This is a genomic window from Sedimentibacter hydroxybenzoicus DSM 7310, assembly GCF_013403245.1.
In the GTDB taxonomy this organism is placed as follows: domain Bacteria; phylum Bacillota; class Clostridia; order Tissierellales; family Sedimentibacteraceae; genus Sedimentibacter; species Sedimentibacter hydroxybenzoicus.
In genome coordinates this window covers 161,712-176,701 of the sequence record NZ_JACBNQ010000002.1, presented here as the reverse complement: position 1 = coordinate 176,701, position 14,990 = coordinate 161,712, and the positions used below count along the sequence as shown (strand labels likewise).

Annotated in this window: 12 protein-coding genes, 1 tRNA gene and 1 other annotated feature; of the genes, 7 read left to right on the top strand and 6 right to left on the bottom strand. The window is 35.9% G+C overall.

What is annotated here, in order from left to right:
* Positions 1 to 67 precede the first annotated feature (67 nt).
* The 4 genes from mreB to HZF24_RS03415 form a co-directional block, all read right to left on the bottom strand.
* Positions 68 to 1,099, bottom strand: coding sequence for a rod shape-determining protein (gene mreB / locus HZF24_RS03430; RefSeq protein WP_179236873.1), 1,032 nt, complete (start codon positions 1,097 to 1,099; stop codon positions 68 to 70).
* 184 nt (positions 1,100 to 1,283) lie between these two features.
* Positions 1,284 to 2,441, bottom strand: coding sequence for a ribose-phosphate pyrophosphokinase (locus tag HZF24_RS03425; protein WP_179236872.1), 1,158 nt, complete (start codon positions 2,439 to 2,441; stop codon positions 1,284 to 1,286).
* Positions 2,442 to 2,658: 217 nt separating this feature from the next.
* The gene (locus tag HZF24_RS03420; RefSeq protein WP_179236871.1) at positions 2,659 to 3,879 is read right to left on the bottom strand and encodes a hybrid sensor histidine kinase/response regulator; all 1,221 of its coding nucleotides are present in this window, start codon (positions 3,877 to 3,879) and stop codon (positions 2,659 to 2,661) included.
* A gap of 281 nt (positions 3,880 to 4,160) precedes the next feature.
* Positions 4,161 to 4,236, bottom strand: a tRNA-Lys gene (locus HZF24_RS03415).
* A gap of 117 nt (positions 4,237 to 4,353) precedes the next feature.
* Between HZF24_RS03415 and HZF24_RS03410 the strand changes: the two genes are divergently transcribed.
* A complete protein-coding gene (locus tag HZF24_RS03410; protein WP_179236870.1) occupies positions 4,354 to 5,598 on the top strand; it encodes a pyridoxal phosphate-dependent aminotransferase in 1,245 nt (414 codons plus the stop codon).
* A gap of 262 nt (positions 5,599 to 5,860) precedes the next feature.
* On the opposite strand, the gene HZF24_RS03405 is transcribed toward HZF24_RS03410, so the two are convergent.
* Positions 5,861 to 7,108: an argininosuccinate synthase gene (locus HZF24_RS03405; RefSeq protein ID WP_179236869.1), complete on the bottom strand. Its 1,248-nt coding sequence runs from the start codon at positions 7,106 to 7,108 to the stop codon at positions 5,861 to 5,863.
* A 74-nt stretch (positions 7,109 to 7,182) separates the two neighbouring features.
* Positions 7,183 to 7,391: a binding site (T-box leader), on the bottom strand.
* 347 nt (positions 7,392 to 7,738) lie between these two features.
* On the opposite strand from HZF24_RS03405, the gene HZF24_RS03400 reads away from it, so the two are divergent.
* The 6 genes from HZF24_RS03400 (at position 7,739) to HZF24_RS19425 (ending at position 13,727) form a co-directional block, all read left to right on the top strand.
* Positions 7,739 to 9,526 (top strand): ABC transporter ATP-binding protein, encoded by a 1,788-nt coding sequence (locus tag HZF24_RS03400; protein ID WP_179236868.1) that lies wholly within the window; start codon positions 7,739 to 7,741, stop codon positions 9,524 to 9,526.
* A gap of 4 nt (positions 9,527 to 9,530) precedes the next feature.
* Positions 9,531 to 11,336 carry an ABC transporter ATP-binding protein gene (locus HZF24_RS03395; protein WP_179236867.1) on the top strand — a complete coding sequence of 602 codons (1,806 nt, stop codon included), beginning with the start codon at positions 9,531 to 9,533 and terminating at the stop codon, positions 11,334 to 11,336.
* A gap of 139 nt (positions 11,337 to 11,475) precedes the next feature.
* Positions 11,476 to 11,760 (top strand): putative quinol monooxygenase, encoded by a 285-nt coding sequence (locus tag HZF24_RS03390; protein ID WP_179236866.1) that lies wholly within the window; start codon positions 11,476 to 11,478, stop codon positions 11,758 to 11,760.
* A 48-nt stretch (positions 11,761 to 11,808) separates the two neighbouring features.
* Positions 11,809 to 12,792 (top strand): haloacid dehalogenase-like hydrolase, encoded by a 984-nt coding sequence (locus tag HZF24_RS03385; protein ID WP_179236865.1) that lies wholly within the window; start codon positions 11,809 to 11,811, stop codon positions 12,790 to 12,792.
* A gap of 54 nt (positions 12,793 to 12,846) precedes the next feature.
* On the top strand, positions 12,847 to 13,356 hold the full coding sequence (locus HZF24_RS03380; RefSeq protein ID WP_218835244.1) for a response regulator transcription factor: 510 nt from the start codon (positions 12,847 to 12,849) through the stop codon (positions 13,354 to 13,356).
* Entirely contained in the window at positions 13,326 to 13,727 is a 402-nt protein-coding gene (locus HZF24_RS19425) for an ABC transporter permease subunit (protein WP_179237139.1), read from the top strand. The genes HZF24_RS03380 and HZF24_RS19425 overlap by 31 nt, the downstream gene beginning before the upstream one ends.
* 75 nt (positions 13,728 to 13,802) lie before the next feature.
* On the opposite strand, the gene HZF24_RS03370 is transcribed toward HZF24_RS19425, so the two are convergent.
* Positions 13,803 to 14,984 carry a mechanosensitive ion channel gene (locus tag HZF24_RS03370; protein ID WP_179236864.1) on the bottom strand — a complete coding sequence of 394 codons (1,182 nt, stop codon included), beginning with the start codon at positions 14,982 to 14,984 and terminating at the stop codon, positions 13,803 to 13,805.
* Between the last annotated feature and the right edge of the window lie 6 nt (positions 14,985 to 14,990).

The window sequence follows — 14,990 nt, the reverse complement described above, 5'->3', positions numbered from 1 at the left end:
ATGGAAACAATAATCAATAGATTAAATAACCTATTGACTATTGTTTATATTCTTACAATATTTGTTTTTAAAGTGATCCGTAATTTGTTTTTATATTGTCTGTAATCAAAGAATCCTTCAATACATCCATGTGCTCAAGACTCTGTCCCGTACCCTTTGCAACACATGAAACAGCATCCTCAGCGATATGGACAGCTAAGCCGGTTCTTTTTTCAAGCAGCTTATCCATACCCTTAATAAGGCATCCGCCGCCTGTCATTATAATACCTTTTTCGCTGATATCCGCGGCCAATTCCGGTGGCGTTTTTTCCAGTACGGAATGAACTGCATCTGCTATGGACGTTATGGTTTCTTCTAATGCTTCAAGCATATCTGAGGTGGAAATAGTTAAGTTAACCGGAAGTCCTGTTACGAGATTCCTTCCCCTTACCTCCATATACATTTCTTCGTCGGCAGGGAATGCAGCTCCTATGCTCATTTTAAGCTCTTCCGCACTCCTAAGCCCGATCATAACATTGTATTTCTTTCTTACGTATCTTACGATGGCATCGTCACATTTATCTCCCGCAACCTTTATCGATCTGCTTACAACGATTCCTCCAAGGGATATAACTGCTATGTCTGTTGTACCACCGCCCATATCTATAATCATATGTCCCGATGGTTTTGTAATATCAAGTCCTGCACCGATTGCTGCCGCCACCGGCTCTTCGATTAAGTATGTCTTTTTAGCTCCCGCATTCATGCTTGCCTCTAAAACTGCTCTTTTCTCAACCTCGGTAACACCGCTTGGAACGCAAATTATTACTCTCGGCTTCATAATTGAATTTCCTACTGCCTTTTTGATAAAGTATTTCAACATTTTTTCTGTTATGTCAAAGTCAGATATAACACCATCTCTCAACGGTCTGATGGCAACGATGTTTCCGGGTGTACGTCCCAGCATTTTTCTTGCTTCTTCACCAACCTCAAGTATTTTATTGGTATTGATATCAATTGCAACAACAGAAGGTTCATTAATCACTATACCTTTGCCCTTGATGTATACCAACACGCTTGCAGTTCCAAGGTCGATTCCAATATCCATTCTGAACCCCATCTTATCCTCCTGTTCAATAAATGCATTTATTATATTATAATTTTAGTTCAATAAGGGTCATGCCCGTCATTCAACGATTTAATGATAAAAATTATAACATACAACCATATTTATTTCAATTTTTTTGTTCCTTAAATTAACATTAAAATAAATGCCTGTTTAAAAAACAGACATTTTGTTTTTATTAGCATTTTTTTAGTAGTTTTTTGATTTTTTGTACAGGATCCAGCAATTCGCTTAACGATCTGTCATAATTAAGTGTATCTACGATATTTGCAATATATTTAGACATATCTACTTCTATATACCAAGGCTTAGTGATTAATTCAGGTCTTCTGTATATCAGGTTCGTAGTAAATATTTTTGTAATAGTTCCTTCTTCGTAAGCCTTGTCAAATTTAGCAAATCCTTCGGTAAATAAACCAAAGGCAGAAAAAACATATACATTTCTTGCTTTTCTTTCTTTAAGCTTTTTGGCAACGTCAATCATTGAATCGCCTGATGCAATCATATCATCAACTACTATAACGTCCTTGCCTTCTACGTTATCGCCTAAAAACTCATGGTTAATAACAGGATTTTTACCGTTAATTATTACTGAATAATCTCTTCTTTTATAGAACATACCGAGATCTAATTCCATAACGGACGAATAATAGATACATCTCGACATTCCGCCTTCATCCGGAGAAATAATCATCATATGATTTCTATCTATTTTGGAATCCGGAAAAGCTCTTACAAAGGCTTTTATCATCTGATAATGAGGATGAAAATCTTCAAATCCGTGTAATGGTATGGCATTTTGAACCCTCGGGTCATGAATATCAAATGATATTATATTTTCTACTCCCATGGATGTAAGCTCCTGCAACGCCAATGCGCAATCAAGAGACTCTCTGGTAGCTCTCTTGTGCTGTCTGCCTTCATAAAGCATCGGCATAATAACTGTTATACGCTTTGCCTTACCGTTCATGGCAGCAATTATTCTTTTCAAGTCCTGATAATGATCATCCGGACTCATCGGTACTTCCATACCATACATTTTAAAGGTTACTCCGTAATTAAAAACGTCTACTATGATATATATATCCTTACCTCTGACTGTCTCATTAATCACACCCTTTGCTTCGCCTGATCCGAATCTCGGACAAACAGCATCAAGCAAAAATGTCTTTTCCTGCTGATAATCCTCTGAATATATGACCCCGTTATTGTCTTGTCTCCAAGCCTTTAAATAGTAGTCTATCTTTGATGCAATTTCTTCACAGCCTTTCATAGCAATAATTGATATATCGCCGAAAGGATGTGGCTCTTTGTACACATAATCATTTATATCCATTTTTCCTCCTGTTATCATTGCCATGTATCTGACTGTTAATTTCTTTTACATTCTATCAAAAATTTAATAATTGTCAAAAGAAAGTGGGTTAAATTTTGTTAAGTTATCTTAACAAAGTTGAATACGTAGTTATGTTGCAGAAAAATGGATAGTGGGTCAATTCATAAAAAAAACTATAACATCTATTCTCTTCGCTGTTATAGTTTTAAACTCATTCTTACATATATATCTTCGCTATTTGTGTAGATAAATCTTCACATGTAAATGGTTTTTCAATTATTATGGAACCTCTTTTAGTCAACTCTTCATAATCTGCCTGTTTTGCGTAACCGGTTATAAAAAATGCTCTTGTAGTTTTATTAATCTGCCTCATTTTTTCAAAGAGCTGCTTACCGGTCATTATGGGCATACATAAATCTATTACCGAAAAAGCAATTGCCCTATGATTCTGCGAGTAGTAGTCCAACGCATCTAAGGGTTTGTTGAATTTAACTACTTCATAGCCTAAATCCTCCAGAAGCTCTGCTTCTACGTCCAATACATGTTCATCATCATCCACAAGCATAATCAGATTACTCTTAAATTCAATCTTAGATCTTTTTATAATTTGCTTTTTTGAATGTACCGGAAGAAAAATTTCAAATCTTGTTCCGCTATTTACATTACTCTTTACGTCTAAAAAACCGGAATGAGACTTTACTGTCCCGAAAACAACGGAAAGACCTAATCCGGTTCCGTTTGACTTTTCTTTAGTTGTGAAATACGGCTCAAATATTTTCATGAACACATCTTCACTGATGCCGACACCATTATCCTCAACATAAATTGTAATGTACTTCCCCGGTTTTAATATTTCTCCATGGCTTAACACCATCGGAGAAAAAACAACCGTGTCAACGGTACCTACTTGAATTTTGCCAAACTGATTTTCTACCGCATCCTTGGAATTTAATATCAGATTGACTAATAAATTCTCAATTTGTGCTTCATCTCCAAGTATAATTTTGTCTTCAGCTCCGTAATTGTATTGTACTTCAAATTCTGAGCTGATTATGGATTCTACCATCCTGTAGGTTTCATCCATCACCTTTTTTAAATTGATTGGTTTGTTAGTACTGCTCTCCTTTTTTGCAAACATCAATATTTTTCTTGTCAAGTTAGCGGAGTTCTGTGATATGTGGATGATTCTTTCGGCATATTCTTTTATTTTATCCAAATCATCCGTCTTTTGAATCATGGTAGCATTGCCTATTATGCTCATTAATTGATTGTTGAAATCATGTGCAATACCACCTGCCAGCTGGCCCAAGGCGGCCATTTTTTCACTTTGTCTTTTCGCTAATTCCTGCATTTCATGCATTTTGTACATCTCTTCGCTATCAGATGCCATTCTTGGAATTTCTTCTCTTGCAACAATTTGCATTTCTTCGCTTAACATCGTATCCCCTTTACCAATATTTTCTTAATTTCTGTCCCAATTAATATACAATGTAAAGAGTGAAAAATTTGTAGAAAAATGTAGTATAACTAAATTAATTGTTGTTCGCCTCAATAGTCACGCAACAATTAATTTTTTCAGAGGGGATTGACCACACTGAAAGCGTTGAATTACAAGCGAATACCTATTGAATGAAGTAATTTGCAACGGAGTGAATAAAGGATAATTTGCAAAAAAAAACAACATCCAACGTCAAAAGAAGCGTCAAATGTCGTTTGTAATGGTGATCCATCGGCGATTCGAACGCCGGACACCTTGATTAAAAGTCAAGTGCTCTGCCAGCTGAGCTAATGGATCATAAATAATAACTTTTATATAATAACCAACTTGTCTAATCTTGTCAACTGTTTATTTTATATATATTGACTTATATTTTTTATTTTGTTAGAATTAAAGAAAAACGAGGTGATATATATGGGTTTGAATATGGTTGCAGCTCATGCCAAATGGCCGGAAGAAAATGATGCAATATTTGGTTTGGCGGCTAAGGCAAAACAAGCAATTGATACATACGGAAAAGACAATGTTATTGACTCAACACTTGGAGCATTGGTTGATGATGACGGTAATCTGATATGTCTTGATACGGTATTCAACGAATTGAAGTCATTGCCGAATGCACAGATAGCGGCATATGCACAGGTTGCAGGTCAAGAGGATTTCTTGGATGCAGTTCAGACTGCATGCTTTAAAGAATACAGACCTGAAGCTTACATAAAAGCAGTAGCGACTCCCGGAGGAACAGGAGCGGTAAGACATGCTATATGGAATTACACAAATGAAGGGGAATCAATATTGGTATGTGATTGGTTCTGGTCACCTTACGTAACAATTTCCGAAGAATTCGGAAGAAAGGTTACAAATTTTGAATTCTTCAATGAGAAAGGTGAATTTAACATAAGTTCATTCAAAGAAAAGTTTGAAGATTTATTAAAAAAACAAAAGAGATTGGTGACTGTATTAAATACACCGGCTAATAACCCGACAGGATACAGCCTATCTGATGAAGAGTGGGATGAAGTTTTAAATATTGCAAAAGAAAATGCCAAGGACCCGGAAAACAAAATAATTCTATTGGTTGACGTTGCTTATATCGATTATGCAGGTGTTGGTTCTGAAAGAAGAAAATTCTTCTCTAAATTTTCCAATTTACCTGAAAACATATTTGTAGTTATTGCATACAGCATGTCAAAGGGTTACACGATGTATGGAATGAGATCCGGTGCAGCAATCGGTATTTCTTCCAAAGAAGAAATAGTTAACGAATTCTATTATTCGTGTATGCATGCCAACAGAGCTAACTGGTCAAACGGAACAAGAGGCGCAATGTCGGTTATGACCAACATTGCGAAGGATCCTGCAAAGAAAAAGGTATATGAAGAAGAGGTTAACAAATACAAAACTATGCTTAGAAATCGCGCCAATGCATTTGTTGAAGGCGCTAAGGAATGCGGCTTAGATATATTACCTTACAGAGATGGATTTTTCGTAAGTATTCCTTGCGATAATGCAAAGGAAGCATCTGCTGAATTGATTAAAGAAAATCTGTTTGTAGTAGCACTGAAAAAGGGTCTAAGATTTGCCGTATGTGCGGTTGCAGAGGATAAATGCAGAGTTGCACCGGCTAAAATTAAAAAGGTATTAGATAATTTAAAATAAGCAGACGACCCAAATCTCTGATTTGGTGTCGGTCGCTTATACTGTAAGTGAAAGCGATGGATTTCATACAATAAAAGATGAGATTCCTCGTTGCACTCGGAATGACAGGGTTGTCATCCTGAGCGTAACAAGGGATCTCATTTTTTATGTCAGTATTTTATTCAATAATTATATTATTAAGCAGCTTTTCTGATTTTCTTTTCCATCTTCCGGATGCATAGTACGGATCGGATATTATCAGCCTGTAAAACAAATTTTTATCTTATTCCTTAAAGCTATACGTTACTTCCGTTGTTGAAGCGTTGTTCAATTTATTAAGCGCTTGAATCTTATACGGCAGGCTGTAAAGATGAATAAATCCTGTTGCATCTTTCTGGTCATATAGTTCTCCCGTACTGAATGATGAAATAGATTCATTGTACAATGCATTTTCCGATACCATGCCGGCAAATTTGATTGTACCCTTGTACAGCTTCAATTTTACTTTTCCGGTAACCGACTTTTGTGTGGAATCTACAAACGCATCAAAAGCATCTTTCAGACCTGAAAACCACATAGCATTATATACCAGCTCAGCATATTTCTGAGACATCATATCTTTAAAATGTGCCGTATCTTTTTCCAGTACGAAGCTTTCCAGATATTTATGAGCTTCAATAAGCAATGTTCCTCCCGGCGTTTCGTAAATGCCTCTTGATTTCATACCTACCAATCTGTTTTCTAACAGATCTATAACACCTATACCGTGAGTTCCGCCTATTTTATTTAAGCTTTTAAGCATTTCCTCCCCATTCAGCTTTTTAGAATTTAATTTTACAGGTATTCCTTCTTTAAATTCAATTTCAATATATTCGGCTAAGTCCGGAGTTTTTTCAATAGTATTCGTCATCATCAATATTTCGTCATAATCGGGTTCAAGACCGGGATTTTCAAGCATACCGCCTTCATGGCTTATGTGAAGAATATTTTGATCCCTCGAATATATTTTTTCTTTTGTAATTCCGTTTAAATCTATATTTTTTGATTGTGCATAATCAATTGCTTCTTCTCTCGAACCGATATCCCAAATACGCCATGGAGCTATAATCTGAATAGTGGGGTCCAAGGCCGCTATTGCCGTTTCAAGACGAACCTGATCGTTGCCTTTTCCCGTACAGCCGTGAGCGATGTATTTTGCACCTTCTTTGTGTGCTGTTTCAACTAATTTTTTAGCAATTAAAGGTCTTGCAAATGCAGTACCGAGAAGATATTTACCTTCGTAAACAGCATTTGCTTTAATACCCTTATAAACATATTCTTCAACGAATTCATTGACTACATTTTCTATATATACCTTGCTTGCTCCCGATGATAATGCTTTTTTCTTTACAAATTCCATATCATCTTCCTGACCTACATTCACGCAGCACGCAATGATATCTAAATCATTATAATTTTCTTTTAACCAGGGAATTATAATTGATGTATCCAAACCACCCGAATATGCCAATACTACTTTTTCTTTTTCCATTTCATATGCCTCCAAATTTAAAATTAATTTTATAAATGAATAATTATTTATTTTTTCCACAAAAAATTGCCTAGCAAAGAGCCGATGATTACACCGCGGTACCACTCTTTTTCTAAGCAATTGCTTACTCTGCATTTTAACGGTATTTAACCGTATCCTCATACTGTTAATTCTGAGAATCTCTTCATGGGCTCTTTTCAATTAAACACAACTATCGGACTCGCACTCTGTTCCGACTCGCTGAAGTTAAAATTCAATTTACTCTTCCAATCATTAAATTATACATAATTCATAATTTTTATTCAATTATATGTGGGGAAATTTAATTTGTCAATAGTTATTTTAAAAAAATATAAAAAAAAATTTTTAAATATGCAAATCGCTTACGTAATACACTTCTGATTTGTCATCTCTATGAAAATAGCCGACTGTATCATTCTAAGGCGCAGCCTGAAAGAAGTCCTAGCCCTATTAAATATCCTTGTGAACGAGACTGAGAATCTCGGAATTTCAAAAGATGAGCTCCTTCGCTATCGCTCAGGATGACACGGTCAGATTCATAAATAAAGTTCTGTTATTTTTTCGAGAAAAGAGTATAATGGAATAGATACGAACTTTGAGGAGACTACAATGGATTTTGCAGAAAAACATAATAAAGCCAACGGATTTACAAAAAGCAAGTATATAAGAGGATATTTCAAAAAATACTCACTTAATTATATTTTAGGCATAATTGCACTTTTAATAGTTGATATTGCCCAAACGAGAGTTCCTATTATTGTTGGTGAAGTAATAGATGGAATTGAGCAGCAAAGCATTGAACTGTCTGCAATAAGGTCGGCAATCATTTTACTTTTCACTATTGCAGGCATTATGTATGCAGGCAGAATGGTGTGGAGATATTTTATTTATGGTACAGGCAGAAGCATCGAAAGAGATATAAGAAATGACATGTTTGCTCATCTCGAAAAAATGTCCGCGAAATATTATCAGAAGCACAGCCCCGGCGAAGTAATGGCATATATGACAAATGATTTGGAGGCAGTACGTTTGGCATTAGCCCATGGCATTTTGACATTGTTTGATGTAATAGCACTGGGAACCATAACACTGTTTAACATGGTAACAGAAATTGACCCCCTTCTTACATTGGCTGCAGTCGTACCTCTTATGCTGATTGCCGTGACCGTAAGGTTTGCAGGAAAAGAAATGTTTAGCAGATTTGCAAAAAGGCAGGAAGCTTTTGCAACCTTGTCAGATTTTGTACAGGAAAATCTTTCAGGCATAAAGGTAATTAAATCCTTCGTTCAGGAGGATAAATTCATTGATGCATTTAAAAAGGAAAACAGAAATAACTACGAAAAAAATATAAAATTAATGAAGCTGCAATCTATTATGCATCCCTTCATGCAGTTAATTTCAGGATTAGCATTGGCGGTTACAATCGGCTACGGAGGTTATCTTACTATTACAGCTAAAATAAGCTTAGGCGAATTTACTGCCTTTATTGCATACTTAGGTATGCTTGTCTGGCCGATGATAGCAATCGGTATAACCATTAATATTTTTTCACGAGGTGCTGCTTCGCTGTCAAGAATCGAGGATATATTGAATGAACCTGTTGAAATAAAGGATAATGAAAATACTTCAGTAGTTGACCGTATAGAGGGACATATAAAATTTGACAGCTTAAATTATAAATATCCGGACACAGACAATTACGTCTTGCAAAATATAAGCTTTGAGGTAAGAAAGGGACAAACATTAGGGATTATTGGCAGGACAGGCAGCGGAAAAACCACCCTGACCAATTTACTGCTGAGGATATTTGACCCTGACAAAGGTTCCATTTACATAGACGGAACTGACATTTTAAATATTCCTCTGAATTTACTCAGAAAAAGTATCGGCTATGTTCCTCAGGACAACTTCTTATTTTCGGAGACAATTGCAAACAACATTGATTTTGGACTAAGAGAGTCTAATATAGATAAAATAAGAGCGTCAGCAGAGCAGGCAGTCGTTCACGACAATATAGCGGAATTTAAGGATGGTTATAATACCGTCGTAGGAGAAAAGGGTGTTTCCTTGTCCGGAGGTCAAAAGCAACGCATATCCATAGCAAGAGCCCTGATTAAGGAACCGGATATACTTATACTTGATGATTCTGTTTCTGCCGTAGATACTGATACGGAGGAAAGGATACTTCGATACTTAAAAGAGTTGCGAAGTGATAAAACTAATATCATAATAGCCCACAGAATTTCAACAATTCAGGATTCCGACCTGATTATTGTTTTGGATGAAGGTAAAATAACCGAATCAGGGACGCACGAGGAGCTTCTGAAAAACAAGGGTCTTTATCATTCAATTTATGAAAAACAATTGCTGGAAAAAATGCTTAACGAACAGGAATAGGACAATGGAAAATAATTCAAAAAAATACGATAAAAATTTATATAAAAGGTTGTTAAGATATGCTAAGCCATATCTATTATACTTTATTTCAGCGATAGCAATTATTTTGGTAATAGTTGTATTAGAGCTTTACCAGCCTGTTTTATTGGGCGATGCAGTCGATACATTTTTATCTCAATACGGTAGCAAAGGAAACCCTGTGCTCTTAGACAGAACACAGGATATAGAGGGTGTTGTTAAAATCGGAGGCATATATTTATTAACAGTCATAATTATATTTTTTCTGAACTATGCACAGGCATTGATACTAAGCTTTGCGGGACAAAAAATAATTTATAATATCAGGATGGAGGTTTTCGCTAATTTGAGCAAATTGTCGCTAAGCTTCTTTACCAAGAGCCCCATAGGTAAGCTGGTAACTAGAGTAACCAACGATACAGAAGCTCTTAATGAAATGTATACCAGCGTAATAGTCAATGTTTTAAAAAGCTGCTTTGTGCTGGTGGGTATAATAATTACAATGATTTCATATAACCTGAGACTGTCACTTTACACATTCACGGTTATACCTTTCATAATGCTTTTTACTTTTATTTTTCAAAATGTTTCCATGAAAATTCACAGAAATATCAGAAGTAAAATTTCCGGCTTAAATGCTTTTGTTTCCGAGCACGTGTCCGGAATGAAAATAGTACAGATATTTGCCGTTGAAAACGAGGTATTAGATAAGTTTAAAAATGAAAATGAAAAGCTTAGAAATGAACATATGAAGCAGCTTTTTACATTCAGTATATATACACCCACAAACTTTCTTATGAATATAACAGCAACATCAATACTGATTTGGTTCGGCGGGAAAATGGTTCTTGAGGGAATAATTTCAATCGGAACCATAGTTGTGTTCCAAAGATACATAAGTAAATTCTTTGAGCCTATACAGGAACTGGCCGAGCAGCTTAATATCATCCAATCCGCTGCCGCTGCATCCGAAAGAATATTTGATCTTCTGGACGAAGATCAGGAAATAAAGGAAAGCGAAAATCCGGTGGAAATGGATGAGTTCAGGGGAAGCATAGAATTTAAAAACGTATGGTTCTCGTACAAAGAAGATGAATGGATATTGAAGGATGTTTCGTTTAAGGTAAATCCCGGAGAAAGTATAGCTTTTGTGGGAGCGACGGGAGCTGGGAAGACAACCATTCAGAGCTTAATATGCAGATATTACGACATACAAAAGGGTGAAATATTAATTGATGGAATTAATATAAGGGATATCAGAATTTCAGATTTAAGAAAAAATATCGGTCAGATGCTTCAGGATGTATTTTTATTTTCAGGAGATATAAAAAGCAATATAAGGTTAAAAAATGAAAATATAACCGACGAAGAAATATTTGAAGCGTCAAAATACGTAAATGCCGATAACTTTATATCAAGATTGAAAAATAAATACGACGAACACGTAATAGAAAACGGAACAGCATTTTCGTCAGGTCAGAGACAGTTAATTTCTTTTGCGAGAACACTTGCTTTTAAGCCTGACATACTTATACTCGACGAAGCAACGGCAAACATTGATACGGAAACCGAGGTTCTGATACAGGATGCTTTAAGGAAAATAATGAAAAACAGGACAACATTGATTGTTGCACACAGGTTGTCTACAATTCAAAACTCTGATAAAATAATAGTGATGCACAAAGGCGAGGTAAGAGAAGAAGGCACTCATCAGGAGCTGTTAGCTGAGCGTGGTATTTATTACAAGTTATATAAATTACAGTATGAGGAAAGGGGACACACCTCTCTTTGACAGGGTAAGTCTTTGAGGGATAGGAGGAATGTCCACAAATTGAAATAGGAAAGGAGACACACCTCTCTTTAACCGGATACGTCTTGAAGGATAGAAGGAATGTCCACAAATTTAAACATTAATATATGGAGGAATTAATATGATTAAAGTAGTTGCAAAGGGTACATATTTAGACGGCAAGGCTGAAGAAGCCATTGAACTTTATAAGGAGCTCGTTTTCGAAACAAGGAAGGAAGACGGATGTATTTCCTACAGCTTATTCAGAGACGTAAAAAACAGTTCGGTATTAACCATGATTGAAGAATGGGAAAGTCAGGAAGCATTGGACGCTCACATGAAGACAGAACATTTTACGAGGATAGTACCGATTATATCAAAATTAAGAATAAACAGTGAATTGAACATATATGAATTGGTTATGTAAAAATCCCGGGATTTTTAAAACTATATGAAATCTATTTTGGAGGGCTGAATGGAGCAAAACATTATTGCGGTTATATGGGATTTTGATAAGACGCTTATAAGCGAATATATGCAGACGCCCATATTTGAGGATTACGGTATAGATTCAAGTGAGTTTTGGAATGAAACCAATCAATTAAAAGAATATTACAAGAAACAGGGTATTAAGGTTAACCCGGATACAATTTATTTAAACCATTTTATTACATGCACAAAGCAAGGAATATTCAAGGGTCTTAATAACGAGAAGCTTTTAAGTTACGGTAAGAAGCTCAAATATTATAATGGGATACCTGATATTTTTGAAGCCATTAATAAAAACATACATACTAACGAAAATTTCAATCATTTTAATATTGCTGTAGAGCATTATATTGTAAGTACGGGTATGGCACAAATTATAAGAGGCTCATCAATAATCGGTTATTTTAAGGATATCTGGGGCTGCGAATTTATAGAAGATGTTAAAGCATCTGAACTGCTATGCGATGAACAGGACGCAGAAAGAAATGAATCTCAAAAGAACGTATGTAATAATACAGGACCGGAAAAAGAAATTTGCCAAATAGGATATACTATAGATAATACAACTAAAACAAGAGCGCTTTTTGAAATTAACAAAGGTACTAACATTAAAGAATTGCAGATTGATGTTAATTCAAGAGTAAATGAAAAATTCAGACGTATTCCTTTTGAAAATATGATTTATATAGCAGACGGTCCCAGTGACATTCCTGCTTTTTCGGTAATCAAGCAGTACGGCGGAAAGACATTTGCCGTATATCCAAGCAATAATAAAGAACAGTTTAAGCAAGTTGAGGAATTGCGCAGCAACGGAAGAATTGATATGTATGCCGAAGCAGATTATTCAGAAGGCACAACCACTTATATGTGGCTGATTGAACAAACAGAAAAAATAGCTCAGAATATTTATGACAAAAAAATGAGAGAAATAAGCAACAGTACATCCTCCGTTCCAAAGCACTTGACATAAAATAATTATTGTTGTTGATTTACCAATTTGGGGGCATATAAAGGGAGTTGCCTTATGATTAAAGTTCTAATTGTTGAAGACCAAACTTCGATATCCGAGTTAATTGCCATCAATTTAATCAGGATGGGATATGATTGTACAGTTGCTCACAATGGAAAAATTGCTGCCGACTTGATTGAAGAGAATACATATGACCTTATTCTTCTGGACATAATGCTGCCTGAAATTGACGGATATGAGTTGATTAAATATATTGAACCAATGTCTACACCTGTTATTTTTATCACTGCCAAGGGCAGTTTAAAAGACCGTGTAAAAGGACTGCATATGGGAGCTGATGATTATATTGTTAAGCCTTTTGAAACAGAGGAGATGATAGCTCGGGTAGAATCTGTTCTGCGCAGGGTAGGCAAAGGAAAAACATTGTTTGAAATCGACAATGTAAAAATAGACATTATTCAAAGAATCGTGAAAAAAGATGATCAGCCTGTCCTTTTAACGGTGAAGGAATTTGACTTGCTTGTCATGCTTCCATCATTCTTCCGGGAATTTTCAATCCGTTAGGGACATTTTGGATTAGACAGCATCTGAAAGGATTTCCAAAAGAATGCATTGAAGCGGCACAGTCAAGTGGCGCTTCTGAAATTCAGGTATTTTGCCATATTGTTTCGCCTAGCTTGAAACCGGCTGTTATCTCCCTCTTCGTCTTGACATTTGCTGAATATTGGAATGTCATAGATCAAGCAGTGGTATTGATAAAATCAATTCACAAGCAACCACTGTCTGTACATTTGGAAAGTATGCTCAATACTGAACCGGGTATGTTCTTTGCGGGAGCCTGCCTGTATCTGCTGCCTGCTGTCTTTATATTTTTCATAGGTAAAAATTATCTGGTGGATGGATGTGTATTACCCATTCAAAAAAATAAAAAGTAAAAGGAGGAAACCGCTCTCCTCTTACTTTTCTATAATCCTTGATTTTCTCCAAAATGAGATATCTATTTAAATTTACTATTTTTCCTCAGAATCTTTATTAAAGGTCCTTTCCTCAAGACGTTTAAGTACATTGCCGGCAAAGGCTCTGCCGCCCAATCCGAATGCAACAGCAAATGCTACTGCAAGAGCACCTATAAGAAGAATGAAAGCCGCATTAACCAATGTGTTGGCAATGCCTAACTGACTAAGTATCATAAAGCTTCCTATAGTCATAATAGCACACTTAACGATTATTGCATATGTATGGCTGTACTTCTCTAAAAACCTTGCCGCCACAGAGCTTAACAGGATACTTCCGGCTAATATCAGTACTGCCGCCAACGCATTAGGCATATAGCCTATTATAGCTGCGCCTGCGTTAGTGAGAACCTGCAGGTTCAGAATGTTTATACCTTCAACTACAAAGAAAATTGTAATTACAACCTGTACTACAATACCAACAGATTTTGAAATCAAGAAATTCTTCATCCTTCCATCTAACACAGAAGTAAGCTTTGCATCCAAACCGGACGCAGCCACAAGCTTCTCAACAATCTGACCGCCGAATTTCCCTATCATGAAGCCCACAACAATTATGATGAGCCCTACAACGATATTAGGTATAAAGTTGATGATATCGTTAAGAGTTCCTATTGCCGGTTGTGAAATGGCTTCTATGTTCAACGCATTCAATGCCGTAATAATAACCGGAATAAGAATCAGTACATAGACAATGTACGCAAGAGTAGAAGACAATTTTGCTGTCTCCGGCACATCCACACCAACCTTCTCCTGAAGCTTGTCCACCTTGATTTTATCAAATACCGGAATCAATAGCTGACGAACCAATCTGGCTACCAGTAATCCTACGATAAGTATAATTGAAGCTGCTAAAATATTGGGGATATATCCTAAAATGGTATTGAGCAGTCCTGTAATTGGTGCGGAAATGCTGCTCATTCCAAGAGAAGAAAAAATATCCGGAACGAAAAGCAAAAATGCAAGTAAATAAATTAAATTTCCGACAAAGCCATTTATCTTTTCAGCCTCATCATCGCTCAATTTCTTTCCTAAGTGAATTTTGTCCAATAATTTCAGTGCAATCTTTTTTATAAATGTGGCTACGACAAATGCAAGCACAAGAATAGCAGCAGCTTTTATCACAGACCACAGGCCTACCGGAACAAGGGAGGTAAAGATGTTAAAAATTCCATTCATAATATA

What these genes read in the sequence shown, in the direction of transcription:
- HZF24_RS03425 (WP_179236872.1), bottom strand. Translation starts at nt 2,441, where the DNA reads ATGGATATAAATGATTATGTGTACAAAGAGCCACATCCTTTCGGCGAT.
- HZF24_RS03370 (WP_179236864.1), bottom strand. Translation starts at nt 14,984, where the DNA reads ATGAATGGAATTTTTAACATCTTTACCTCCCTTGTTCCGGTAGGCCTG.
- HZF24_RS03380 (WP_218835244.1), top strand. Translation starts at nt 12,847, where the DNA reads ATGATTAAAGTTCTAATTGTTGAAGACCAAACTTCGATATCCGAGTTA.
- HZF24_RS03390 (WP_179236866.1), top strand. Translation starts at nt 11,476, where the DNA reads ATGATTAAAGTAGTTGCAAAGGGTACATATTTAGACGGCAAGGCTGAA.
- HZF24_RS03400 (WP_179236868.1), top strand. Translation starts at nt 7,739, where the DNA reads ATGGATTTTGCAGAAAAACATAATAAAGCCAACGGATTTACAAAAAGC.
- HZF24_RS03395 (WP_179236867.1), top strand. Translation starts at nt 9,531, where the DNA reads ATGGAAAATAATTCAAAAAAATACGATAAAAATTTATATAAAAGGTTG.
- HZF24_RS03385 (WP_179236865.1), top strand. Translation starts at nt 11,809, where the DNA reads ATGGAGCAAAACATTATTGCGGTTATATGGGATTTTGATAAGACGCTT.
- HZF24_RS03420 (WP_179236871.1), bottom strand. Translation starts at nt 3,879, where the DNA reads ATGTTAAGCGAAGAAATGCAAATTGTTGCAAGAGAAGAAATTCCAAGA.
- HZF24_RS03405 (WP_179236869.1), bottom strand. Translation starts at nt 7,108, where the DNA reads ATGGAAAAAGAAAAAGTAGTATTGGCATATTCGGGTGGTTTGGATACA.
- HZF24_RS03410 (WP_179236870.1), top strand. Translation starts at nt 4,354, where the DNA reads ATGGGTTTGAATATGGTTGCAGCTCATGCCAAATGGCCGGAAGAAAAT.
- mreB (WP_179236873.1), bottom strand. Translation starts at nt 1,099, where the DNA reads ATGGGGTTCAGAATGGATATTGGAATCGACCTTGGAACTGCAAGCGTG.